A 24287-nucleotide genomic window follows, 5' to 3' on the forward strand; every position below is an offset into this window, starting at 1 on the left:
CGTTTCATTATCAAAGTCGCAGTCTCTCTGGTGGTGGGCAACCCCCGGGCTCACCGCCGCACAGCCCTCCTTCTCTGCAGTACTTCGCACAGCACCTTGATGATCAGGTTGGTTGCGAAGATCAGCATGGACAGCACGAAAATTTCATTAAACTTGGCGAAATGCTGCAGTTCCTTGATTTTGCTCGCCACCACCGACGTCTGCGCCGATACCAGAAAGATGATACCGCTGATCGTCACCATCGCGTTGACGAAAAAGTATCCGAACATTTCGACCACCGTGGCGGCCGAATTCGGCAGCACGACCCGCCGGACGGTCCGCAGCCAGCTGTCTCCAAGCAGTTCCCCGGTCGTTTCCCAGGAAGGATTCATCCGGGAAAGGGCGTTTTTGGCCATCAGGTATGGCGTCGTGAACAGATGGACGATGTTGCACAGCATGAGAATCGTAAACGTCCCCTTCAGACTGCTCCCGTTCAGAAACAGCAGGTACGAAATCCCCAGCACCATGCCCGGCACCGTGTTGGTGATCATCGAGATCGTATCCGTGATTCCCCGCCACCGCAGGTTCGTACGCACATTGAGCAGCGCTGCGGCATAAGCAGCCAGGGTGCCGAAGAAGGACGTCAGCAGCGCAACCCACAGCGAATGCTTGTACACCCCTGTGAGATCTCCCGATTCCAGCACACTCGCCACATGCTTGAAGGTAAACGTAAGATCGTACGGATATCCGTTCATCCACGGTGCGATAAACATAACCGCAAAGATAGAGAGCATGCCGAGCACGACCAACAGGGAGAGGATCCCGAAGCTTGTATCCCGTATGCGGTGCTTGGGCAGCGGCGTATCGGCCATTTTATCGACGTGGAAGTTGAGCTTCTCCAGCGCCTGCAGCAGCCAGATGCCGAACACCGCCGGAATCAGCATAACGATCGCAACGACCGCCCCCTGGTTGAAATCCGGGATGGAGCCGAGCATCACCTGGTACAGCTGCCCTGCAACGACCTCGTAGGTACCGCCGACCGACGCCGGAATCCCGAAATCGGTAAAGCTCAAAATAAACGACAGGATCAACGCACCGCCCAGCGCTCCCGTCAGCGGCCGCAGCACCGTATTTTTGAAGCTGCGCAGCGTGCCGTCCCCCATCAGCCTGGAGACGATGATGAACTTCCGGTCCACGTAGCGGAACGCATTGTGGATCAGCAGAAAGGCCGGCGGCAGCGTGTAAATGACATAGCCGAGCAGCAGTCCGTTGAATCCGTAAATTTCAAACCAGTTCCGTCCCGTGATCCGGGTGATCAGCCCCTGGTTGCCGAAGGAGTACATGATGGCGAATCCGTAGGTAATCGTGGGCAGGAGCATCGGGAGCGCGACCAAAATCCTTACTGCGCCCTTGATGGGCCGGTACACGTTGGTACAGTGAATACCATAAGCGAGAATAAAGCCGAGCACTGTCGTGATGAATGCGGTCAGCGCCGATACCTTGACGCTGTTCAGAATGGAACGGGTCAGGTCCCGTCTGCTCCACACATCGGTATAGTTTGTGAGCGTAAAGCCCTGATCATTTTCCAAAGAGCGAATGAGCAGCACCACCAGCGGGATGAACAGAAACACGGCGAACAGCAGCACGATCAGGATGAAGATCACCCGCATTTCAGGCTTGACTTTATGCATGGGCCGCACCAAAAAGCTGGTAAATGTTCTGCCGTTTGATCTGCAGCTGCCGGATAATAAACTGTTCCACGAAAGCATCCGCCGGCTGCTGGATGATGTCCTGCGGCGTGCCGTATTGGGCGATTTGGCCCTGGTTGATAATCAGAATTTTGTCCGACAGGGTCAGCGCCTCTTCCGGGTCGTGGGTCACAATGATCGTCGTAAGCTTGAACTCCCGCGCGATCGATTGAATCCGCTGCTTGATCGATTCCTTGATCACCCCGTCGAGGGCGCTGAGCGGCTCGTCCAGCAGCAGAATTTTCGGCTTGGTGACCAGCGTTCGGGCCAAAGCCACCCGCTGCTTCTGGCCCCCGGACAGCTCGCTGATTCTTTTTTTCAGATGGGGCCCGAGCTCCAGAAAATCGATCGTTTCCTGAACCTCCTCCTTGCTGATGCCCTTCTTGTTGCGAAGCCCGTATACGATATTGTCGTAAGCGTTCAAATTCGGGAACAGGGCATAATCCTGAAACACGATATTGAAACCGCGCTTGTTCATGGGCACCCGGCTGATGTCGTTGCCATTAAACAGGATCTTGCCTTGATCCATATCGGTTAACCCGAGAATAATGCCGAGAAGGGTCGTCTTCCCGCTTCCACTCGGACCGAGGAGCGATACAATTTCGCCCGTGCCGATCTCGAGACTGATGTCTTCCAAAACTACCTTTTCGTCGAATTGTTTACGAATATGCTGCAGCTTGAGCAGACGGCTCACCTCCCATAAACACAACCCCAGTATAAAAAGCGAATGTCAAACCAAATCGTCCATTGTGTAAAGTCGAAGTAAATTATGCATATGTCTTTCATATATTTTGACTAACTTCATCCTAAATCACCTTAATTTCTTCTCATATATAGGTAAAAAAAAGCGCCCAACCAGTACTTTGGAGTACCGATTCGGCGCTTTGACGTTTGACCAGGCTTACTGTGCTAATTCTGTTGTGAAGTCCGCATAATAGCGGATCAGGAAATCACGAAATGTATGAGCCGCTTTGGATAAGTAATGATGTCTCGACCAGGCCAACAGAAAAGTGCGCTGGCATACAGGCTGCTCAATCGGAAGCAGGACAAGTGAGGGTTCTTTTAATTTCGCTGGCTCGGTTAATAAGGCAATCCCCATTCCCGCTTTGACAAAAGCACTCATAACGGTCGTATCGTCAACCTCGCATGAAATCTTTGGTTCAAAACCCGCCGATTTACACAATTGATCGGTTAACACCCGGTAGCTGTGCTTCCTGTCCAAACCGATAAAGGGTTCCTCGGCCAACTCGCTCAAGCAGATACGGGTGCGATTCGATAAAGGATGCCCGGAGGGTACTGCCAGAAAAATCTCCTCCCGCAAAAATTCAATACTTTCGATCTCCTCATGTTCAATCGGCAGTGAAGTAATGCAAAAGTCCAGTTCGCCGTCAAGAAGGAGCTCGATCTTCTCCTCATGCGAGGTCGTTTGGGTAAGGCGAAGATTGACCTTCGGGTACGCCGATAAAAATGAACTGATAAACTCCGCGTCACACTTGTGGTTCGTTGTGGCCAACACAATACGTCCCTGCTCGAGGCCAGCCTGATCCGCAACCTGGCGTCTCCCCTCTTCCAGCATCGTCAGGGCCGGCTCGACCTGCTGTAAAAACAGTCTGCCATACGAATTGAGGCGGATTTTTTGTTTGTGGCGGTCGAATAGCGGAACTCCTATATCCTGTTCCAGCCGGGCAATCGTTTTGCTAAGGGCCGGTTGGGCGATATGCAGTTCCTCGGCTGCCTTCGTCATATGTTCCAGCCGGGCGACGGTTTGAAAATACTTCAATTGCAATAATTCCATGGATTCCACCCTTCCATTCTGATGGACCGAATCAAGTTTATATCTTTAGAGTTATGAACTTATGACCAATTTATATTTTTAACGGTCATTTATCAACTTTATAATGTGGATGAATCTCCATCTTCACGATGGAACGCAAAGGAAAGGGGACTTACGGAGATGGAGGGTCAAAAGGATGCGGCCAATAAGCTGCTTCATATCATGTACTTCACCTTGATCATATCGGTCATGAACGCAACGATTTTTAACGTGGTGCTCACATCCATTCGCGAGGAGTTTAGGCTGACGGCTTCACAGGTGAGCTGGATGACCACGGGCTATGGAATCATGTATGCGATCGGTTCAGTGACCTACGGTAAATTGGCAGACCGTTACCGGCTGAAGGATTTGCTGACTTTCGGCTTCATCCTTATGGTCACGGGCTCGCTCTTAGGGCTGTCGGCACAGCATTACGGGATGATGGTGGCTGGACGGATGCTGCAGGCTGCCGGAGGAGCGGTGATCCCTGCCGTATCCATGATTATACCAGCGAAATATTTCCCCCCGGAAAACAGAGGCCGGGCCATTGGCACCATGGTAAGCGGACTGGCTCTTGGAACGGCCATTAGCCCTATAGCGGCTAGTCTGGTGACAGGTATGCTTCATTGGCGTATGCTTTTTTGTTTTTCTTTGTTCATCCTGCTGGTTCTGCCTGTATTTCGCAAATATTTGCAGGAAGAACCGGAGCGGACAGGGAGCAAGCTGGATTGGATCGGCGGATTTCTGCTCGCAGGTACCATTGCGTTAATACTTCTTGCTATCACTTATAGTTCATGGCTGTTCTTTGGTACCGGCTTCGTCATCTTTGCATTATTTATCCTTCGCATCCGGTCCGCAGAGGAGCCGTTTGTTCAGCCCGCCTTGTTTCATAATCGGCGTTATGTCCTGGGCGTAGGGATTGCTTTGTTAGCGGCGAGCCTGAGTTCCGGGATGCCCTTCATTATGCCGCAGCTGCTCACGAACATAAGCCATGTATCTCCCGCATTCATTGGTTTTGTCATGTTTCCGGGAGCCATGGCATCCGCCTTGCTGGGAAGAACAGGTGGGAAACTCGCCGATGAAAGGGGAAATGGTTTTCTCTTCTATCTGGCTGCAGCCCCGCTCTTAGTTTCCTTTGGTATCTTGTCCGTATTCCCCGGGATGCCGCCCGCCTATATATGGATCTTCCTGATTCTAGCCAGCACGGGGCAGACCTTTATCCAGGTAGCTACGTCAAATAGCGTTTCCCTCACTTTGTCACAGGAGCATATGGGTATCGGGATGGGCTTTCTTACCATGATGACATTCATCATCGGAGCCGTCTCTACTTCTTTGATCGGCAAAGTACTTGATTGGGGAGCGCCTGTTCAGCTGAATCCACTGCTCTTTCACGAACAAGCGATGAGCTACAGCAACGCGTTTTCCCTGCTGTTCACCGTCCTGCTCGTGGTTATCGCGCTTTATTCTATTCTGGTGCGAGCCCGTAAAACCATTGGATCCTCAATATCCAGCACACAAAAATGATTTCGAAGGAGATGGAAGAATGACTTCAAACCTGATGCAAGCTGTTCATATTCACCAGTATGGAGGACCGGAGGAGCTGAGACTGGAACAACTGCCTGTGCCTGTTCCTAAACCGGAGGAAGTTTTGATTCGTGTTCATGCCGTCGGCGTACTGCCTGTGGATTGGGCGTATCGTCAAGGACTGATGAAGGAGCATGTCCCGCTGCAGCTTCCTTTCATCTCGGGTTCAGCTGTAGCGGGAGTCGTCGCCGATGTCGGTTCCCGTGTATCGAAGTTTCGAAAAGGTCAGGCGGTATTCGGCAGAGCCAGTCAAGGCGCATGCGCGGAGTTCGTCACAACAACAGTGGACACTCTTGCAAGCATGCCGCCCAAACTCTCCTTCCGCGAAGCAGCCACCATATCAGGAGGGGCTACCACGGCATGGATGGCGCTGTTCGCTCATGGTCATTTGCAGCCAGGCCAGCGTGTTCTGGTTCATGCGGCGGCCGGAGGGGTCGGGTCGTATGCCGTTCAATTGGCCAAATGGAAAGGCGCCGAAGTCATCGGCACATGTTCGGGGGACCATATCGACTACGTCAAATCGCTGGGTGCCGACACTGTCATCGATTATCGAACAACCCGATTTGAGGACAGAGCACACGACGTGGACCTGGTTCTGGACGGAGTTGGCGGTGACACGCTGGAGCGCTCCTGGTCCATCGTGAGACGCGGGGGAACCTTGCTCTCGCTTGTAGACGTCCCCTCTACGGAGCGGGCTCAGCAATTGGGCATTACTGCGCGGTTCAGCAACGAGCTCGCACCCGATACCGTTTTCCAGCAAATAGGACAGTTGATCGCAGACGGACAAATAAAGGCACCGGTCGGAAGGGAATTTCCATTGCATGAGATCCAACAAGCTCACGAGCTATGCCAAACCGGCCATGGACGGGGACGAATCGTGCTTCGGGTCGCGGATTGAATTCAGAAGGGCCGACAACGGCCCTTTTTTAGCTGGTGCAAGACCATGCAGTATCGGGTAGGATGCTCAACAGAAACCTGTGGCTCCAAGGATAAACGGTATTGAAGTTGCAAGGTGTAATCAGTACACTGGAATTGACTTAACTTGAATATCGAGACTTCCACGTCATAAATACAGGTGAAAAACATGCTGCCATTAGAGCGACAAAAGAAAATCATCGATCTGCTGAACGTCCGCAAGGTGCTGAAGATGAACGAGCTGACCGAAGAGCTGGACATCTCCGTGGACACGCTGCGCAGGGACATCAATGTGCTGGCCAATCAGGGGAAAATCGTCAAAATCTATGGCGGCATCAAGCTGGCCGAGCCCAAGTATGGCGAGCCTTCCATGGATGAGCGCATGATCGACCGCCTGGAGGAGAAGGAAACCATCGCCCGGAAATGCTGCGAATACATTCAGGACGGGGATTGCATTTATATCGACAGCGGCTCGACGACGTACCATATTGCCAAATACATCAAGGACAAGAAGAAGCTGACGGTCATTACCAACTCCATCCCGGTCATTACCGAGCTGATGAACACCGATATCGAGCTGATGATCATCGGGGGAAAAATCCGTAAGGACGAGCAGTCGGTCGTAACGTTCGAGTATATTTTCAACTTTCATGAACTGAACGTCCTCAAGGCGTTTATTTGCTGCAGCGGCATCACAACCGAACGGGGAATTTCCGACTACAACCTGGAGGAAGCGACCACGCGCAAAAAGATGATCGAGCTGTCCAAAGAGGTTTTCGTCGCCGCCGACAGCAGCAAATTCGGCCGGGACGTCACCATTGCGATCGCGCCGCTGGACAAAATCGATGCGATCGTGACAGACAACCTGGTGGACCGCAGCTATGCCGCCAAATTTAAGAAGACGCAGACGAAGCTTATTATTGCGGACGAATAGCGGACGAATAGCGGAGCAACCGCCTAACGCAAAAGGACTTTCCCTGATCGGCTGGCAAGCCGGGGAAAGTCCTTTTTTTTACCGTAAATATGGATATCGTATATATTCAATCGATCAAACGGTGCTGATACCACTTCTTGCCCATGAAACGCAGCAGGAAGACGGTGCCGCGCACACCCCACTCACAGTTCATCGCCAGCCAGACGCCGACGATTCCCCAATGCAGCACAATGCCGAGCACATAGCCCAGGATGACCCGGAACAGCCACATCGACAGCATGGAGACCAGCGAGGTGAACTTGGAGTCCCCCGCGGCCCGCAGCGCCGATGGCATAATAAAGCTGATAGCCCAAAGCGGTACCTGCGCGATCAGGTTGATGAGCAGGACCGTGAAGATGTCCCCGACGATTTCTTTCGGAGGGTGGAACAGGCTGACCAGCGGATGGAACAAGGCCATCATGATCACACCCGTCAGCACGAAGGAGAAGGACGCCAGCCACAGGAACGTCTTGGTGAACTTGCGCGCGTCCTCCACGTTTCTCCGTCCGATGCACTGCCCCACTACCGTCACCAGCGTGAGCGAGAGCGCGTTCGCCGGAATTTGGGATACGCCTGCCAGCGACCCGCTGATCGCATTGGTGGCGATGGCATATGTGCCAAGGCCGACGATGAAGATCTGGGTCAGCATTTTACCGCCGTTAAAGAACATCTGCTCCGCTGCAAACGGGATGCCAATGGAAAAGATTTTGCGGAGCATCTTCAGGTTCACCTGAACGATGGACCGGAGCTGGAAATGCAGATCGGTGTCCCTTTTCACCAGAAAGTACAGCGCGCAGGCGGCCGCCAGGTACCGGGCAATGTTGATCGCGATCGTCATGCCAAGCACGCCCATGTGCAGCAGGTTGATAAACACCAAATTCAGCGCGACGTAGGTCAGGTTCATGAACAGGGACAGCATGAGCGAAGCCCTCGATTTGCCGATCCCGCGCAGCGCCCCGCACACCGCTTCAGTAATGGCGATCCCCACAAAAGACACGCCGCCTCCGAGCAGATACACTTTGGCATTGTCCATGACTTCCGGCGAAGCCGCTCCGAACAGCACGCTGAGCAGCGGCTGGTGGAACAAGACCAGGATCAGACTGAGAGCCAGCGCCAGGATCGCGCAGGCGGAGACGGTGCTGGACGCTGCTTTGGAAACCATCAGGTCGTTGCCGCTGCCTTTATACTGCGCGACGACGACCGTTCCGCCCGTCGACATGGCGATAAAAACGCTGACCAGAAAAATATTAAGCGAGTCGACCATATTGACGGCGCTGATGGCGGCGACTCCGGCCGAACTGATCATGGCGGCGTTGACCATGTTCAGCGAAATAATAAACGCCTGATCGATCAGAATCGGTATGAACAGGGAAATAATCTGCCGGTAATCGATCGATTCACCGGTAAGATGTTTGTCTAGCAGGCGCTCGGTGTTCGCCTTAAACTTTAGCTGATACAAGGGATCACTTTCTTTTTGTCGGATTAGGCATCTGGCAGCATGCCCACGTTTTTATAAAATGAAAAAACCCTTCGGAAAGAAGAGTCGGCTTGCCAGGTATGCGGATCTATGGGTCCACAAAGGACATAACGTCTTGAAAAAACGGCTCCTCAAAGGTCTGCCGCGTTAATCAATCATACATATCGTATAGCAGGTTGGCTTTTTTCCTCTGGTTGAGGTTATCACCGGGGGTGGTCCCTGTCAACGGTTAATTTCTATGTTTTTTTCAAGGTATGAAAATATAGTTTATTCCGGTCCGTTTAAAAGGGATTTCGTTGGTCTGCAGCGAAGACAATGGAGTTTTGAAACGAATAGGGATGGAGGATTCATCGATGGCAAGAATAATAAGGCCGGGCATTGTCGCAGCATGTCTTGCCCTGATCATGCTGCTTACGCTGGCCTTTCCGCAGCGGGCTTTTCTGGAAGAAGGCCCGAAGGTCATTTACGTGAAAACACTGACCGGAAAAACCATTACGCTGGGCGTTGAATTGTCAGACACGATTGAGAACGTTAAACAAAAAATCCAGGACAAGGAGGGGATTCCGCCCGACCAGCAGCGCCTGATTTTTGCCGGGAAGCAACTCGAGGACGGCCGGACGCTTTCGGATTATGGCATTCAGTATACATTTACCCTTTACCTAGTACTTAGGTTCTCTCTTCAGGCAAGCGATTTTGATTTGGCCACCACGAAGAATTCGGTTCTAGCGTTTACGGAAAACATGTTTGCAGGCCACATTAGTGGGAGCGGAGAAGACGCTTTGAACAGCGTGCAGATTACCTCGCTGCCTGACCCGGCTTTGGGGAAACTGCAGCTTATCGAAGGAGAAACCTCGAAAGACGTGACCGAGGCTGAAGAAATTGATGCTTCCGATTTGGGGAATTTGAGATTTGTCCCTGCACCCGATTTCATAGGCACGGCTTCATTCACCTGGAGAGCTAAGACCAATGCAGGCCTGGTCTCCACGGAAGCTAAGGTTAATATTACGATCCAAGAAACTCTAAGCAATAATGCTGATTTGAGCAGTTTGACTTTTTCGGCAGGGCAGTTGAGCCCGGAATTTGCTCCGATTGTTTCGGATTACAAATTGTCGGTGCCCTGTGGCGTTTCAGAAGTGACGTTGAAAGCCACGGTGGCGGATTCGAAAGCAACGATGACGATCAACGGCAGTCTGGCGGTAAGCGGACAAGAGACTCGTGTCTCGCTAAAACCCCTCTCGACTGAAGTTTCCTTGATCGTCACCGCACAGGATGGGACGACAGGTCTGTATACAGTGGAGGCATCCCATCCGGCCGACTGCACAGCTCCTGAGTGGCCGGCCGATAGCCGCTTGACCTTTTCCGGCGTCACGTCAGGAAACCTGACCTTGAACTGGCCGGCGGCGAAGGACGACAACAGCGTAGCATCCTACCGTGTCGCGTCCGGTTCAGGCGACGCAGTGACAGTCAGCAGCAGCGTCTATGCGTATAACGTTGCCGGGCTGTCGGCCGATACCGCCTATACGTTCAGCGTCACCGCCCTGGATGCAGCCGGCAACGAAAGCCTGCCGCTGACGGGAAGTGCCGTGACTGCCAGCAAGCCTGGCGGAGGATCCGGCTCCTCGAGCAGTTGGCCTTCTACTACGCCTACCCAGCCGGTTCAGGAGCCGAAGCCTCCTGCCGAGCCGGACCCGGAGCAGGAGCTGCCGACGCCTGAACCGGATCCGTTCAGCGATATCACCGGCCACTGGGCCAGTGCGGATATCCTCCGCGCGGTGAAGCTGGGGCTGGTCCGCGGCTACCCGGACGGTACGTTTGAGCCGAACATGCCGGTTTCGCGGGCGGAATTTACCGTCATGCTGGCGCATAAGCTGAATTTGCAGCCTCATCAGGATAACCCTCCGCACCGGTTTACCGATCAGAACTCGATCGGGTTCTGGGCCGTTGATGCTGTAATGGCCTCGTACCAATCAGGCGTGACTGCCGGATATCCGGACGGAAAATTCCGGCCCTGGGCACCCATATCCCGTGCGGAGATGGCGGTCATGACCGCCAAGGCACTTGGCCTGGCGCAAGAAGCCGCGGGGCGCACCTCGTTTAACGACGACGCCCTGATTCCGGCGTGGGCGAAGCCCGCAGCGGCCGCCCTGGAGGAGCGCGGCCTGACCGTAGGCCGCGACGGCCGGAACTTTGCGGCCGCAGCCCGGACGTCTCGTGCCGAGGCCATCGTCCTGCTGCTCCGCCTCATGGACGATCAGCAATCCTAAACCGGGTGCAACGCTTAAAAATGGTATAACATGTAAATAACCACCGCTTGCATTGAACTATTCTCTCGTTCGTTAGGCATCCGCTAACCGTTGGAGGTCCGTTCACAAAGGCGGTGGTTTTTTTGTATAATTCACGGGCAAGAAAGGAGAGCCACATGAAACGGGGTCGACTTAAAGTCAGTCAAATAATGATCACTCTAATCTATCCCATGGCGTTCTTCTGCTTTTTGAATCTGGATCAGCACTTGGATTCGTGGGCGATCCCTATTGCCGTTTTGATTCTATTTAGCTTGCTGTGGGAAAACCTGGCCTATCTGCTGATATCCAACCTGTTAACCTGGGTGGTCGCGATCCCTTTATGGCTGGTTATCATGAAGCCTCAGGAAGAACAAACCTTCGCTATTTTCACGGCCTCCCTTCCGTTCATCATCCTGCTGTATATCGGGTGCGTTCTCATCCCGGAAGTGCTGATCGTCTCCGCAAAAAACTTCATCATAAAAGAGTTCAGGCGCCGTAATACAACGAAGTAACGGGGTAACCCCGACCACAGCTATAAGCGCAAAAAGCCGCTGTCTCCAGCGGCACTACAGCACTTATGTACGCTAAATAGAACGACTAACCGGCTATTTGCTGTTTCTTAACCATTGAGATCCTGTAAACTCCCACTTTTCTTTACCCATGAAAAAACTGTAGTTGTTGTTTTCATCTCTACTCCAGTGAAGGCTTTTGACCGTTCCTTCTCTTTGATTAAAGATAAGGCTCCACTCAACTCCACCATCCATAGAAACGTAGAATAGGCTTTTCGATGATTCTGCTGATTCGTCCGTTTGAGTTGTCATCATAACACATATGTCTTTATTCAAAAAGTAAGGGAGAACGGCCTTTATGTTTGAGCTTTTTAACTCGTCTGGAACAGGCAGGTTAAGATCGAACCATGACTTGCCTCCGTCGATTGACTTATAAGCCCCAACCTTCCCTTCAGCTGGTGTATTCGTTACGATCCAGCCGGTATTTGCATCGGTAAATGTGAAGGACTCTGCCCCGCCAGGTATTGTGCTGCCTTTCTGATCGCTGCTTGTCACGATAGTCCACGTTTTACCTTGATCTGTGGATTGAGATAAAACCATTTTTACTGCAAACATTCCGATGGGTTCATACTGAGCCTTCCAAGTTATGTTTCCCGTAATGGCAGTTTCTTCTTTTGTTGACTGGGGATCTTGGCCCTGAGAATTCGTTTTTTCCGAATTCATCAATGTGGAAGGAGTATTCGTATTTTCTTTAACGTTGGAGTTACCCGAACATCCTGTAAAAATTAGAGATAGCATGACGATTGAGATAAAAGAAACAGCTCGCTTCATTAAGAACACCTCAATCCGGTTTTACTATATAGATGCCAAGTATACCCAGATTGTTTCTCTCAGCAATAAAACAAGTCCACTATTACGCTTATTCAGGCTGTCGAGAACGATCTCGGCAGCCTGAACCGCTGTCTCCAGCGGCTATTCAACATATATGCGCTGCACCCGGCTGCCGATCCGGCTCACGATTTCGTTAGTGACCGTTCCGCAGCGCGCGGCAATCTCACCAGCGGTGATCTGCTCATCGCCATCTTGGCCGATCAGCGTGACGGTGTCCCCTAGCATTACGCCGTCGATACCGGTGACGTCGACGGTCAGCTGATCCATGCAGATGCTGCCGATGATGGAGGCCCGCTGCCCGCGGATCAGGACTTGTCCACCCCCGTCCGACAGCATCCTTGGAACGCCGTCGGCATAGCCGATGGACACCGTGGCGATCCGGATATCGCTTTCCGGCACGAAGCGGCGGCCGTAGCCGACCGGCTGGCCGGCCTGCACCTCCTTCACCTGCGTCACGGTCGCCTTGAGCGCCAGCACAGGCCGCAATTCGGCCTGGCACCGCACGGCGTCGCCCTCCTGGCTGAGCAGGCCGTACAGCGCGATCCCCGGCCGGGCCCGGTCATAGCGCAGCTCAGGGTAATTCAGCATGCCGTAGCTGCTCTGAAGATGTACAAGGCCTGGATCGATGCCAGCTTTCTTGATTTGCGCGACCACACCATCAAAGTGAGCGATCTGCCGGCGCGTAAATTCGGTCTCCTCCGGTCCAAGTCCGTCCGACATGGACAAATGACTGAATATGCCCGTCACCCGAAGATTAACAAAGTCATAGCACCGCAGAATGGACTCCGTATCCTGGTGGGGCACGCCGAGCCGGTTCATGCCGGTATCGATTTTGACATGAACCTCCAGGTCGATACCGAGCGCTTCCAAGGCCTGCCCGTATTCCAAACTTACCATCGTCTGCGTCAGATGGTACCTGGCCAAATCGGCGGCCCTCTCTGGATCGGTGTAACCAAGGATTAGAATCTCCCCCTGGATGCCTTGTTCCCGCAAAAGGATCCCTTCCCCGATTTCCGCCACAGCGAAGCTATCCATCCCCGAACGGTTCAAATGCCCCGCGATCTCCGTAATACCGTGTCCGTATGCATTAGCTTTAACCACCGCCATCAGGCGGCACCCGGAAGGGAGAAGCCGCTGGAGCTCTGCGGCGTTATGCCGCAAGTGATCCAGGCTGATTTCCGCCCACGCCCGGTGGGACAGGGAAGGCCGTGCCTCTCTCTTTTCGCCTGGAGAAGTAAGCGAGTATCCCCATCTCACAGGAAACGTCTCTGCCCGAAGACGATGCGCCCTCAACCCACCAGCCCCTTCCGCAAATCATGGAAGATGGTGATGATGCAGCCGTCCACATTGTTCCCAGAGCATTCCACTCTTGTTTCAGGGCGGACCTTAATCGTCAGCACCTGCTCTTCTTCATGAACAGGAACATAGTACATCTCCACAAGATGTTCCTTGACCTTTTTGAACAGATGCGGACCATCTAGGGTAAACTGCTTCAAGTAATCCGTGTATTCCTCCAGGCACATCCCATACTGCTCCATGATGATGGCATGCGGCACGCCCACATAGCGAAAATGCCAAGGCTCGCAGGCAATGTGCGTCAGATGCTCTTTACCCTGCTTGTAACGCTGGATGAAGCCATGCTCTGCTGCCAGCTTCCGGAAAGAGGCATAAACGCCACCCTCCGGAAACGAAGGGCATAAATAGTCGACCCCCGTGTGCTTATCGCCCACATCGGCCGCCAGCCCGGTCTGGTGTTCGCTTTCTCCGGGACGAGCCACGTAACTCGCAGTAAAAATCTCCCCGTTCTCCACCAGCGACCGGTCGTAGATGCGCTGCTGCTCCATCGCGGTGCGGTAGCCGCTGACCACTCCGATGCCTCCCCGGCCCCCGCAGGCGTCCAGCAGCGCCTCCAGTTGCTGCAGGCAGCTGCGTTCCAGACGCATCACCCGCTCATGAGTGCTGCCATGAGCGAGTGATTCCACGGGAGCGAGGCTCTTGGAATAAGGCGCCTGGCGGAGCGGATGCTCGCTGTTAATGAGGACCAGGTGTCCCCGGTACACCATGCTCGGCTGGATGTGAATCACGCGGCCTTCCGTGCCTACAACCCCGATCATCGGACCACCTCCATCGCTTCGGCCAGCTGGATCAGCCGGTCCATCAGGTCCGGGTACGGCAGGTGGCTGGCCCGCATCATGTTCGGATAGCGGCTGGCGGCCGTGAAGCCCGGCATCGTGTTCACCTCATTGAATACGATCCGCTCCCCTTCGGTAATGAACATGTCCACCCGGGCCAGGCCGCGGCAGCCGAGCGTCCGGTAGACGCGGCGCGCGGTCTCTTTGACCCGGTTCGCCGTTTCTTCCGAAATCCGGGCAGGCAGATGGATCTTAGACGAAATCAGCTGGTATTTTTCCGTATAGTCAAAAAACTCACCCTGCAGCTCGATCTCGTCGATTTCTCCGATGAACGGTTCCCGATGACCCAGAACCGCGCAGCCCACTTCAAATCCGGCAATGTTCTGCTCGACCACCACCTTGTCGTCATGCTGCAGTGCCTCACGGATGCCGTCCATGAGCGCCAGCCTGTCGTACGCCTTCGTAATACCGAAAGAGGAACCGGACTTGGCCGGTTTAACGTAGACGGGGTAGCCCAGCGTCTCAGCCGATTTGGCGGCCGCATACAAGTCGTCTCCTGCGAGGACCGTGACCGAACCCGCCACTTCCACTCCGGCCGCTTTGACCAGCTTGCTGGCAACCTCCTTGTCCATACAAAGGGCAGAGGACAGCGTGCCGCAGCCGACAAAAGGAATGCCCGACAGCTCCAGCAGCCCCTGCAGCGTGCCGTCTTCCCCATTTTTGCCGTGAAGAACCGGGAATACGACGTCCACCGGCGTCAAACGGTATTCCGTCCCGACCAGCTCCACGATTCCGCCCGTTTCCCTGCTTGGCGGCAGAAACGCCGGGATGCACCCCGGATGCTGATGCCAGCGGTCCCTGCGGATCTCCTCCGGATCTCCGTGGTACCTCAGCCAGGCTCCCTCCCGGGTAATGCCGATGAGCACCAGCTCATATTTAGCCTTGTCCAAATGATCTATGACGGAAGCCGCCGATTGCAGCGAGACTTCATATTCCGTTGAGCAGCCGCCGAACAGCACGGCGATCGTTTTTTTCTGCATCTCTTTCTCCCCATTTCCGGTCCGGTGCCCACTCCGCGTGAGCGCCTGAGCGTGAACCTAAGATGCTTTTGATTATAGGGAGAGGATGTTAAGCAAACAGAAATTAATATTAAAGGAAACCTAAAGAAAGATTAAAGAGCCGGTCCCGCTGGCATGAACGGGGCATCCATGCTCAACCGATGCAAAGCCCGATGTTGCCAAACTGCTCGCCAGCCGTTGCCCGCCTTAAAAAAAAGGACGATGCCGGCAAGCGCAGCATCCTCCCTATTGGCTCCCATTTCGGCATTACTGCCGCTGGGATTTCTCGTATTCCTTTTTGGCTTTGTAGGCGAAAACCGAGTAGACGATAATCATAACCGGAATGACCATCCAGACGATTCCGCGGAACAGCGCAAACGGTGTCTCGAACAGGAACGCCTGCCAAAATCTTGTGCCGTTCATTTCCCACAATCCCGGCGTGTAATACAGCGATTGGGGCTTCAGAATGACGGACGCGTCAATGGCGTCGGTCGAAATCAGCACTGCGAAAATCGGGATAAAGCAGCAGCACAGCGTCATCCACATGTCGGAAATCCGCTTATACCGGGCCGCTTTGGAGTCGGCATCGGAGAAAATATCTTCGTTCCCCTGGTCACCGTTCTGCTTGAAATATTGAGCCCCCGACCCCTTCGTGCCGGCGACATGCGTCCAGCCGCTGTCCTCGAACAGGGCAACATAATCCTCAAAGTCCCGCTGATTCTTAAACGTCCGGAAGTCGATCCGGTAGTTGGCTTCCTCCGGTACGCTTCGCTCGAATTGATAGCCGAAGGACTTCCGGACAAGCGTATAGCCCTGCCGGGCCATGTCGTTCAGCCACTGTTCTTCCTGGTCCAAATTCGTGAAAAATTTATATTTTTTCATGCAGCAACTCCTCCTTGCCCCACTGCATATTGGTTACTTCGATCATATGGCGCATCCGCTCGTAATCCTGTCTCAGCATTTCCCGACCCAGATCCGTGATGACATACACCTTGCGGCGGCTGTCCTCGCTCGCCGTCGGCTGGATGAATTTCTGCTTCAGCAGATTGTCCACCGCCCCGTACAGCGTGCCGGCCGCCATCCGGACCTGCCCCGCGCTGAGCTCCTCCACCTTCTGCATAATCAGGTAACCATGCGCCGGCTCCAGCAGCGCCAACAAAATATAATATACCGTTTCGGTCAGCGGTAAATGTTTATCTCTGCTCAATGAAGTGCCTCCCTTTTGCTCAGTCACACTTTATATCGTTCAACTGTATATTTACACTATATACAGTGTCACTGTATATTGCAATAGCAATAAGACCAAAACCCGGAAGTATCGGGCTTGGCCTTAATTTCAAACGGTCTCCATCCTTGCGGGAAGCATCTGCTTGCGCCGATAGATCGATAACAGCAGCCCCATGGCGCAAAAATCAAACACCTGCGTGAACCCGCCATAGCCGACAAAGGGCAGGCTCTGCCCCACGATGGGCACCACGCCGTACGCCATAAGCAGCGGCCACAACAGTCGAATGCCAAATACGACGATAAACGCGGAAAATATACAGGTGGCATATTCATCCCTAATGGACACACTCATCTTCCAAATTCGTATCATGAATCCAATGATTAGCAGCCCGATGACGATCCCCGCACCCCATCCAAAACAGTAAATAAGATACGGGTACATCGATTCGTCATAGATAAACGGGAGGGTTTCGTTCGCTGCCGCAAATCCGTGGCCCGTCCATCCCGCCGAACGGATCGCTCCGATCGTCTGCAAGGTCTGGTAATCCTTATCCTTTTCGCTCAAAAAGGAGTGCAGCCGCTCTACAAGGTAAGGGGTTTGCGTTAATTTATATATGTACAAAGAAAGGATCGGCAGTCCGATAGCCATCAGAGGAAACCGGTTGTGCCGCAGTGCAATGATGGCGAACCCCGCTAAATAAATGCAGCCGTACAGCAAGGAGCCGCTTTGCCAATACAGCACGACTGGAACGGCCATTTGGCCCCCGAACTTGATCCAGCCGACAATATCACTGCGCCGGAACTTATAGTTCAGTCCTGAAGCCGCAATGAGCAATGGCAATATGGATGCAGCCATTACATTAATGCTGAAGGAACCGATGGCCAGACTGGTCGTCTGCCCATACGTCGTGATGCCTACCTTCAACGTTAAAGCCATTAAAGCGATGGTCCCGCAGAATATTATTCCGGAATACTTCCTCAGCTTTCGGTAGTCCAGGAAATAACAAATAAACAGACCGACAAATCCTAGCGCAACATAAAACAGCTTCTTCTCAAAAAACTGAGCGAGCATCCAAATCCTTCGGCCAGACATCTGCACATTCAGTAATCCAAACAACCCCACAATCGTCAGCAGCCCTAATAGAACAACAAGCTTCCAGTCGAACACAGGTTTATGCGCCCGGTGAAGGTTTCGTCCGATGTCGTCGGGATCGCCCATCAGCTTAATCGCTTCCTGCGCGCAATGCTCTTCAGCAACTCCTTCGGATGCCAGCATGTCCATCCGTTCCGTAATATGACTTCCCAGCTCCTCGCGGATTTCGGCATGCATGGATTTAACGCGGATATGCCGGCACACCCGGTCGAGAAACTCCTGAACCGCCGCATCCTTTTCCACAGCCCGCATCAGATTCCCTCCCCGATCACCGTATCGACCGCCGTGCGGAACCGGACCCACTCCTGCTGCTTTTCTTTCAGCTGACTCCGGCCCTGGTCGGTTATCCGGTAATACTTCCGTTTGCGGCCGTCATGCGTGCTCCAGTACGCTTCCAGCCAGCCTTCCGACTCCAGTGTGTGCAGGATGGGATATAACGTTCCTTCCTTCATGGAAAAGACGCCCTCGGAGCTCTTCTCGATTTCCTTGATTAATTCGTAACCGTACATTTCCTTCTTGTTCAGCACCGTCAGCAGCAAAATGACCGTGCTGCCCTTGAGTAGCTCTTTATTAATCGCCATGCTCATTCTCCTAATACCTAGATTTACAATACATCGTATTACTATGTATATAAGTATATCGAACAGCATTTGGATTGGCAATAGATGGGGACCAAATGAAAAAAGCCCGGCCAAGCAGCTAACGCTGCCCGTCCGGGCTTTCATCCAAACCGCTGTGATCACCGGGTAACGGTTCATCACGTACGCGGCTTCACTCATGCTTATAGCGTGCTTACAGCACCTTCTCAAGGAAGCTGATCGTACGCTCGTTTTTCGGCCGGCCGAACACTTCCTCCGGCGGTCCTTCCTCAACGATGTAGCCGCCGTCCATGAAGACGACCCGGTCCGCCACCTCGCGGGCAAAGCCCATCTCGTGCGTGACGATCATCATCGTCATGCCTTCGCGGGCCAGATCCTTCATGACGCCGAGCACTTCGCCGACCATCTCGGGGTCGAGCGCCGACGTCGGCTCGTCGAACAGCATGACGTCGGGATTCATCGCGAGCGCGCGGGCGATCGCCACCCGCTGCTTCTGCCCGCCCGACAGCTGGCTCGGGAACGCCTCCGCCTTGTCGGCGAGTCCGACGCGCTCCAGGAGGCGCATCGCCGTTTCGCGCGCCTGCTTCGCGTTCATTTTGCCCAGCTCCATCGGAGCGAACATGATGTTCTTGAGCACGTTGAAATGCGGAAACAGGTTAAAATGCTGGAACACCATGCCAATATTTTCACGCGCTTTGTTGATGTCCGTCTTCGAATCGTTCAGATCCTGGTCATCAACGATGACACGGCCTGCAGTGATGTCCTCAAGCCGGTTGATGCAGCGAAGAAACGTACTTTTCCCCGATCCGGAAGGACCGATCACGCAGACGACCTCGCCTTCCTTGACCTGCATATCGATTCCTTTCAGCACCTGATTGGCGCCGAAGCTCTTCTTTAATCCTTCAACCCTGATTTTACCCACGGCGCAATCTCCCTTCCAAGAAGCCTGAAAGTTTCGTTAAGATCGTGATCACAATCAAATACATGATGGCTACAACCAGCCAAATATCAAATGACGAGAACGTTCTGGCGATAATAATTTTGCCGGACTGCGTCAGCTCGACCAGACCGATCGCCGACAGAATCGACGTATCCTTCAGCGTAATGACCAGCTGGTTGATAAACGCCGGAATCATGACGCGGATCGCCTGCGGGATGATGATCTTCATCATCGCCTTGCGGTACGGCAAACCGAGCGAACGGGCCGCTTCCATTTGTCCGCGGTCGATTGACTGAATACCGCCCCGGATGATTTCCGTTACATAAGCGCCGGCATTCAGGGTCAGCGTCAGAATGGCCGCCAGGAACAGCGGCATCGTGAAGCCGAACGCCTGCGGAATACCGAAGTAAATAAAGAAAGCCAGGACGATCAGCGGAATGCCACGGAAGACGTCCACAAATACCGTTGCCAAACCGCGAAGGAACTTATTGCGACTCACCTTCATAAAGCCGAAGATCAACCCCAGGATAAAGGCGAAGAACAGCGATACGATCGTGTACAGCAGCGTCTTGCCCAGACCCGTCAGCAGCGGTGGCAGCGAATCCTGAATCAGTCCCCAGCGGCTTTGATTTGCCGGTCCGGACGCATTTTTACCCAGATATTTCTCGAGAATCTGGTCATACTCCCCGCTGGCTTTGAGATTGGTCAGGCCGGTATTGAACTTTTGCATCAGCTCCTGGTTCTTGCCTTTGCTGACCGCAAAGCCGTAGGAGCCACCTGCTTCCTTCTCGGTTACGATCTTGAGTCCATTGTTCTGGTTCACGCCATAAGCCAGCACGGGATAATCGTCAAAGCAGGCCACGGAGTTTCCAGTTTTGACATCGTCGTACATTTGCGAGGAATCGTCAAACGGGACGATGGTAAATCCATATTTCGAGGCGATGGATTCAGCGAAGCTGTAGCCTTCTGTACCTGTCTTTACGGCTACCTTTTTCCCCTTTAAATCCTCATAGCTCTTGATCGTATCATTGCTCTTGCTAATGGCCATCACCACGCCGGATTCGAAATAAGACTCGGAAAAATCGAATTTCTGCTTCCGTTCGTCGGTAATGCTCATCCCTGCGATGACGCCGTCCACCTGGTTCGACTCCAGCGCCTGGACGGCTGCGTTAAAGCCCAGCGGCTTGATCTCATACTTAAAATTCTGATCCTTGGCGATGGCCTCCATCAGATCCATGTCGATCCCGACAAATTTGCCGCTGACGTCCTGAAATTCAAACGGAGCAAACGTAATGTCGGTACCGATGACATAGGTTTTGCCGGAATCCGGCGCAGCTGCGGCGCTACCCGTCCAACCGGACCATCCTGTCACCACGAGGAGCAGCAGCGCTAATGAAAATAATGATGCCTTAAAAGATGATTTCATGTGTCCTCCCCTTCTCGGTCAACGCCGAATGTTGTCCCCTTCATACTTTTTCTTTTTTGGCAGCAGGTATTCTCCCACCTGGTATCCTATTTTACCAAAAAACCAATCATTCCTAAAAATACATTTTCAACCATTTACTTAGTTCAATCTAACCATTAACCAAGAAATTTACTACTAAGACTAACACAGTCTGCAGATAAAGGAAGCAAGTTAGCTATCATTCATTACCCATTCTAGACAGGTTTGCCTAACCATCATTAGAACTTTCGTAAAATAATAGTCAAGCTATGAGCTCATTATGATCTTGACGGTCAAAGATAACCGCGACTATAATTCAATCAATTAATTGAATATTATAGCAAGGTGGGAATTGATATGGACCACGATTTTCCCGTTCGTGCTTTCAAAGACGACTTGTACCGGCAGTTTGCCCGAATCGGGAAATGCTTGTCCAGCGATAAACGGCTCGAGCTCATGCATTTGTTATCCCAAGGACCCAAGTCTGTTGAAAAATTGGCCGAGGCCACAGAAATGAGCGTAGCCAACGTATCGCGGCATCTCCAAATTTTACTGGATGCCAACCTGGTGAAGTATAGCAAGCGGGGGACGTATGTCATCTACTGCTTGGCTGGTCCCCATATTGAGGGCTTTTTGAATGCTCTATGGCAAATGAGCGAAACGCAGCTGGCTGACATCACCCGTGTGAAAAACGACTTTCTGAGTCAGTGCGAGGATGTACAAACCCTGTCTTTAAATGAAGTATTGTGCAAAATGGACGAAGGCAGCATGATTTTACTGGATGTACGCCCGGCCGATGAATTTGAGGCAGGACACATTCCCGGGGCGATCTCTGTTCCGATGGAGGAGATTCATCAATATATGCAAAGTCTGCCCAAGGAAACTCCAATTGCTGCATATTGCCGCGGACCTTACTGCGTTGCAGCGGCCGAGGCGGTTGAGAAATTGCAACGTGAGGGCTTTACAGCATTCCGGGTGGAGGAAGGAGTTTACGAATGGCGGGAATTTCAAGCACAGAGGTAACGAAACACATTTATCTGGACTATAACGCCAGCACCCCATTAGATCCGGAAGTGCTCCAGGAAATGCTGCCGTTTTTCGAGCAGCACTATGGCAATCCTTCTTCGTCGCATTGGGCGGCAGCTTCACTCAAAGAAACGATCGAGCACGCCAGAAGCCGGATCGCCGCAGCGATTGGGGCGAAATCCAGTGAGGTGATTTTTACCAGCGGAGGAACCGAGGCCAACAATCACGCTTTAAAAGGGGTTTACTTTGCATCCAACCAGCCCCGCAGACATATCATCACGACAACCATTGAGCATCCGGCGATTCTCAATCCCTGTGCCTTCCTCGAAACGCTGGGCGCTGAAGTGACCTACGTTCCCGTTGATCATTGGGGCCGGGTGTCACCGGCAGATATCGAGCGTGCCATCCGCGAGGATACCATCCTCATTTCGGTCATGCACGCCAACAGCGAGGTCGGAACGATTCAGCCCATTGAAGAGGTGGCCAGTATCGCCAAACGCTACGATATCCTGATGCATACGGATGCTGCACAGTCTTTTGGCAAAATTCAGGTAGATGTCGACGCCTTGGGCGTCGATTTGTTATCCATCGCCGGCCATAAGCTGTACGCCCCCAAGGGCATCGGCGCACTGTATGTGCGTGAAGGCACGGCACTCGCCCCGTTTGTGCATGGGGCAGGCCATGAATCCGGCCGGAGGGCAGGAACGGAAAATGTGCCTTATATCGTCGGTTTGGGCAAAGCCGCAGCACTGGCAGCGCAGAAGGTCGGTTCCCGTGAAATCCGAAACCTCCGGGAGGCATTGAAGGAAGGGCTCAAGGAAGCCTTTGGAGACCGGGTCCGGTTTAATGGCGATCCCGGCAACCATCTGCCCAACACGCTCAACGTAAGCTTCCTCGGGCTGAGCGGGCAGGAGATTTTGAGTCGTTTTCCGGAAATCGCCGCTTCCACCGGATCCGCCTGCCACTCCGGAAGCACAACCCTTTCACCGGTACTGCGGGCCATGGGCCTTAGCGATTACGAAGGGCTCGGAGCGATCCGGTTCAGCTTGGGCCGGTACACCACCACAGAAGAAGTGGAGACCGTCATTTCTTTATTCCAGGACCGTCTGCAGTGAGGGGAACAGCAAATCATTTATGAATCGGATCGACTAATATAGGGAGGATCAATAGATGTCAGAGACCACGGTTGTAGAAAGGGTGAATCCCCTCCCTGCACCTCTAAGGCAGTACGTTGAATCGCCTGAGAGGCAGCGGCAGCTCCATAAAAGGACGATGTTAATCGTCATCATTTCGCAAATTTTCGGCGGGGCCGGTTTTGCTGCAGGGGTTACGGTAGGAGCGCTGCTTGCCCAAGACATGCTTGGATCCGACAGCTATGCCGGGGTTCCTTCCGCCTTAATTACGTTAGGATCCGCAGCGTCAGCCCTGATCGTCGGCCGTCTGTCCCAGCGGTTAGGGCGCCGGACGGGGCTGGCAGCGGGCTTCCTGGCGGGTGGGCTTGGTGCGCTAGGCGTCGTTTTGGCAGCCCTCATAAGCAATCTGGCACTTCTCTTTATTTCTTTGCTGGTGTACGGCGCCGGAACGGCAACAAACTTACAGGCTCGATATGCCGGAACAGATTTGGCCTTGCCAACGCAGCGGGCTAAAGCGATCAGTGCCGCTATGGTCTTCACCACATTCGGTGCAGTGGCCGGACCGAATCTGGTCAATATTACGGGACGTTTTGCCACTTCCATAGGTTTCCCAGCGCTTTCGGGTCCATTCATGCTGGCTGCTGCAGCCTTTATTATAGCCGGCGTCGTCCTCCTCATCTTCCTTCGGCCAGACCCGCTGATCGTGGCCAAGGCCATGGCGGAGGCACAGCGGGCAGATGAAAGCCTGAATGGCACGCAGAACACCGGCGTAAAGGACGCAGCCATGAATAAAATGGGAATCATGATCGGTGCGACGGTGATGGTGCTGACCCAAATCGTGATGGTGGCCATTATGACCATGACACCGGTCCACATGAAGCATCACGGACACGGGCTGGGCGAGGTCGGCCTCGTCATCGGCATCCATGTGGCTGCGATGTTTCTGCCTTCGCTGATTACCGGCGTTCTAGTCGATAAGTACGGACACACTCTGATGTCCTATGCTTCCGGAATCACCTTGCTTGCGGCAGGCTTGTTGGCTGGGCTCGCGCCCGGAGAATCGATGGTATTTCTCGTTCTTGCGCTTGCGCTCCTTGGGCTGGGCTGGAACTTTGGCCTGATTAGCGGAACGGCAGCCATTGTTGACGCGACGCCTCCGCATACTCGGGCGAAGACCCAAGGCACGGTGGATGTCCTCATTGCCTTAGCTGGGGCATCGGGAGGGGCGTTATCCGGCATGATTGTGTCCCAGTCCAGCTACTCTACACTTTCTTTGGCCGGAGGGTTCCTGTCCCTGCTTCTAATCCCGGTTATTGTCTGGTCGCGGAAAGAGAAAGCTTGATACGAACTTCAACCGATACTCTCTTCGTGACTTTAATTAGGAATCGCCGGGTTAGGTAATAA

22 protein-coding genes are annotated in these 24287 nt (G+C 53.3%); 8 read left to right on the forward strand and 14 right to left on the reverse strand.

All coding sequences use genetic code 11. From position 1 onward, the window contains the following. Positions 1-50: 50 nt before the first annotated feature. The 3 genes from GCU45_RS15695 to GCU45_RS15705 all read right to left on the reverse strand — a co-directional run bounded on the left by GCU45_RS15695 (position 51) and on the right by GCU45_RS15705 (position 3522). Positions 51-1670 (reverse strand): ABC transporter permease, encoded by a 1620-nt coding sequence (locus tag GCU45_RS15695; protein WP_152399597.1) that lies wholly within the window; start codon positions 1668-1670, stop codon positions 51-53. Continuing rightward, positions 1663-2412 carry an ABC transporter ATP-binding protein gene (locus tag GCU45_RS15700; RefSeq protein WP_089550443.1) on the reverse strand — a complete coding sequence of 250 codons (750 nt, stop codon included), beginning with the start codon at positions 2410-2412 and terminating at the stop codon, positions 1663-1665. The genes GCU45_RS15695 and GCU45_RS15700 overlap by 8 nt, the downstream gene beginning before the upstream one ends. A 216-nt stretch (positions 2413-2628) precedes the next feature. After that, positions 2629-3522, reverse strand: a complete 894-nt coding sequence (locus tag GCU45_RS15705; RefSeq protein WP_152399598.1) for a LysR family transcriptional regulator — start codon at positions 3520-3522, stop codon at positions 2629-2631. A gap of 159 nt (positions 3523-3681) precedes the next feature. Between GCU45_RS15705 and GCU45_RS15710 the strand changes: the two genes are divergently transcribed. The 3 genes from GCU45_RS15710 to GCU45_RS15720 all read left to right on the forward strand — a co-directional run bounded on the left by GCU45_RS15710 (position 3682) and on the right by GCU45_RS15720 (position 6973). Further along, positions 3682-5064 (forward strand): MFS transporter, encoded by a 1383-nt coding sequence (locus tag GCU45_RS15710; RefSeq protein WP_152399599.1) that lies wholly within the window; start codon positions 3682-3684, stop codon positions 5062-5064. Between the two features lie 19 nt (positions 5065-5083). Continuing rightward, positions 5084-6022 carry an NADP-dependent oxidoreductase gene (locus GCU45_RS15715; protein WP_152399600.1) on the forward strand — a complete coding sequence of 313 codons (939 nt, stop codon included), beginning with the start codon at positions 5084-5086 and terminating at the stop codon, positions 6020-6022. Between the two features lie 186 nt (positions 6023-6208). Then, positions 6209-6973: a DeoR/GlpR family DNA-binding transcription regulator gene (locus GCU45_RS15720; RefSeq protein WP_145139070.1), complete on the forward strand. Its 765-nt coding sequence runs from the start codon at positions 6209-6211 to the stop codon at positions 6971-6973. Between the two features lie 106 nt (positions 6974-7079). On the opposite strand, the gene GCU45_RS15725 is transcribed toward GCU45_RS15720, so the two are convergent. Then, positions 7080-8471: an MATE family efflux transporter gene (locus GCU45_RS15725; protein ID WP_145949772.1), complete on the reverse strand. Its 1392-nt coding sequence runs from the start codon at positions 8469-8471 to the stop codon at positions 7080-7082. A 371-nt stretch (positions 8472-8842) separates the two neighbouring features. Between GCU45_RS15725 and GCU45_RS15730 the strand changes: the two genes are divergently transcribed. Both GCU45_RS15730 and GCU45_RS15735 read left to right on the forward strand, forming a co-directional pair. Next, positions 8843-10753: an S-layer homology domain-containing protein gene (locus GCU45_RS15730; protein WP_167527150.1), complete on the forward strand. Its 1911-nt coding sequence runs from the start codon at positions 8843-8845 to the stop codon at positions 10751-10753. 155 nt (positions 10754-10908) lie between these two features. After that, complete coding sequence (locus GCU45_RS15735; RefSeq protein ID WP_152399602.1) at positions 10909-11283, forward strand: hypothetical protein; 375 nt, start codon at positions 10909-10911, stop codon at positions 11281-11283. Between the two features lie 93 nt (positions 11284-11376). Here the strand turns inward: GCU45_RS15735 and GCU45_RS15740 are convergent, their stop codons facing one another. The 10 genes from GCU45_RS15740 to GCU45_RS15785 all read right to left on the reverse strand — a co-directional run bounded on the left by GCU45_RS15740 (position 11377) and on the right by GCU45_RS15785 (position 20706). Continuing rightward, on the reverse strand, positions 11377-12111 hold the full coding sequence (locus GCU45_RS15740) for a VPS10 domain-containing protein (RefSeq protein ID WP_152399603.1): 735 nt from the start codon (positions 12109-12111) through the stop codon (positions 11377-11379). A gap of 141 nt (positions 12112-12252) precedes the next feature. Continuing rightward, entirely contained in the window at positions 12253-13464 is a 1212-nt protein-coding gene (gene vanT / locus GCU45_RS15745) for a serine racemase VanT catalytic subunit (RefSeq protein WP_244364099.1), read from the reverse strand. Continuing rightward, positions 13461-14285: a D-alanyl-D-alanine carboxypeptidase family protein gene (locus GCU45_RS15750; protein WP_244364102.1), complete on the reverse strand. Its 825-nt coding sequence runs from the start codon at positions 14283-14285 to the stop codon at positions 13461-13463. Before GCU45_RS15750 ends, vanT begins: the two co-directional genes overlap by 4 nt. Beyond that, positions 14282-15343, reverse strand: coding sequence for a D-alanine--D-serine ligase VanG (gene vanG, locus GCU45_RS15755; RefSeq protein WP_152399604.1), 1062 nt, complete (start codon positions 15341-15343; stop codon positions 14282-14284). Before vanG ends, GCU45_RS15750 begins: the two co-directional genes overlap by 4 nt. Before the next feature lie 285 nt (positions 15344-15628). Further along, on the reverse strand, positions 15629-16243 hold the full coding sequence (locus tag GCU45_RS15760; RefSeq protein WP_152399605.1) for a DUF2812 domain-containing protein: 615 nt from the start codon (positions 16241-16243) through the stop codon (positions 15629-15631). Then, a complete protein-coding gene (locus GCU45_RS15765) occupies positions 16230-16568 on the reverse strand; it encodes a PadR family transcriptional regulator (protein ID WP_116233052.1) in 339 nt (112 codons plus the stop codon). The genes GCU45_RS15760 and GCU45_RS15765 overlap by 14 nt, the downstream gene beginning before the upstream one ends. 129 nt (positions 16569-16697) lie before the next feature. Next, a complete protein-coding gene (locus tag GCU45_RS15770) occupies positions 16698-17993 on the reverse strand; it encodes an FtsW/RodA/SpoVE family cell cycle protein (RefSeq protein ID WP_152399606.1) in 1296 nt (431 codons plus the stop codon). Further along, positions 17993-18322 carry a PadR family transcriptional regulator gene (locus GCU45_RS15775; RefSeq protein WP_076173111.1) on the reverse strand — a complete coding sequence of 110 codons (330 nt, stop codon included), beginning with the start codon at positions 18320-18322 and terminating at the stop codon, positions 17993-17995. Before GCU45_RS15775 ends, GCU45_RS15770 begins: the two co-directional genes overlap by 1 nt. Positions 18323-18533: 211 nt before the next feature. After that, complete coding sequence (locus tag GCU45_RS15780; RefSeq protein ID WP_152399607.1) at positions 18534-19262, reverse strand: amino acid ABC transporter ATP-binding protein; 729 nt, start codon at positions 19260-19262, stop codon at positions 18534-18536. Then, positions 19255-20706: an amino acid ABC transporter substrate-binding protein/permease gene (locus GCU45_RS15785; RefSeq protein ID WP_152399608.1), complete on the reverse strand. Its 1452-nt coding sequence runs from the start codon at positions 20704-20706 to the stop codon at positions 19255-19257. The genes GCU45_RS15780 and GCU45_RS15785 overlap by 8 nt, the downstream gene beginning before the upstream one ends. A 375-nt stretch (positions 20707-21081) precedes the next feature. On the opposite strand from GCU45_RS15785, the gene GCU45_RS15790 reads away from it, so the two are divergent. From GCU45_RS15790 to GCU45_RS15800, 3 genes are read left to right on the forward strand one after another with little or no spacing between them, the layout of a single operon-like run. Continuing rightward, complete coding sequence (locus GCU45_RS15790; RefSeq protein WP_152399609.1) at positions 21082-21747, forward strand: ArsR/SmtB family transcription factor; 666 nt, start codon at positions 21082-21084, stop codon at positions 21745-21747. Next, positions 21720-22865, forward strand: a complete 1146-nt coding sequence (locus tag GCU45_RS15795) for a cysteine desulfurase family protein (protein WP_152399610.1) — start codon at positions 21720-21722, stop codon at positions 22863-22865. The genes GCU45_RS15790 and GCU45_RS15795 overlap by 28 nt, the downstream gene beginning before the upstream one ends. Positions 22866-22920: 55 nt before the next feature. Continuing rightward, the gene (locus GCU45_RS15800; RefSeq protein ID WP_152399611.1) at positions 22921-24225 is read left to right on the forward strand and encodes an MFS transporter; all 1305 of its coding nucleotides are present in this window, start codon (positions 22921-22923) and stop codon (positions 24223-24225) included. Positions 24226-24287: the final 62 nt, after the last annotated feature.

Origin of the sequence: Paenibacillus cellulositrophicus (genome assembly GCF_009363095.1) — a bacterium.
Taxonomy (GTDB): Bacteria; Bacillota; Bacilli; order Paenibacillales; family Paenibacillaceae; genus Paenibacillus_AQ; species Paenibacillus_AQ favisporus.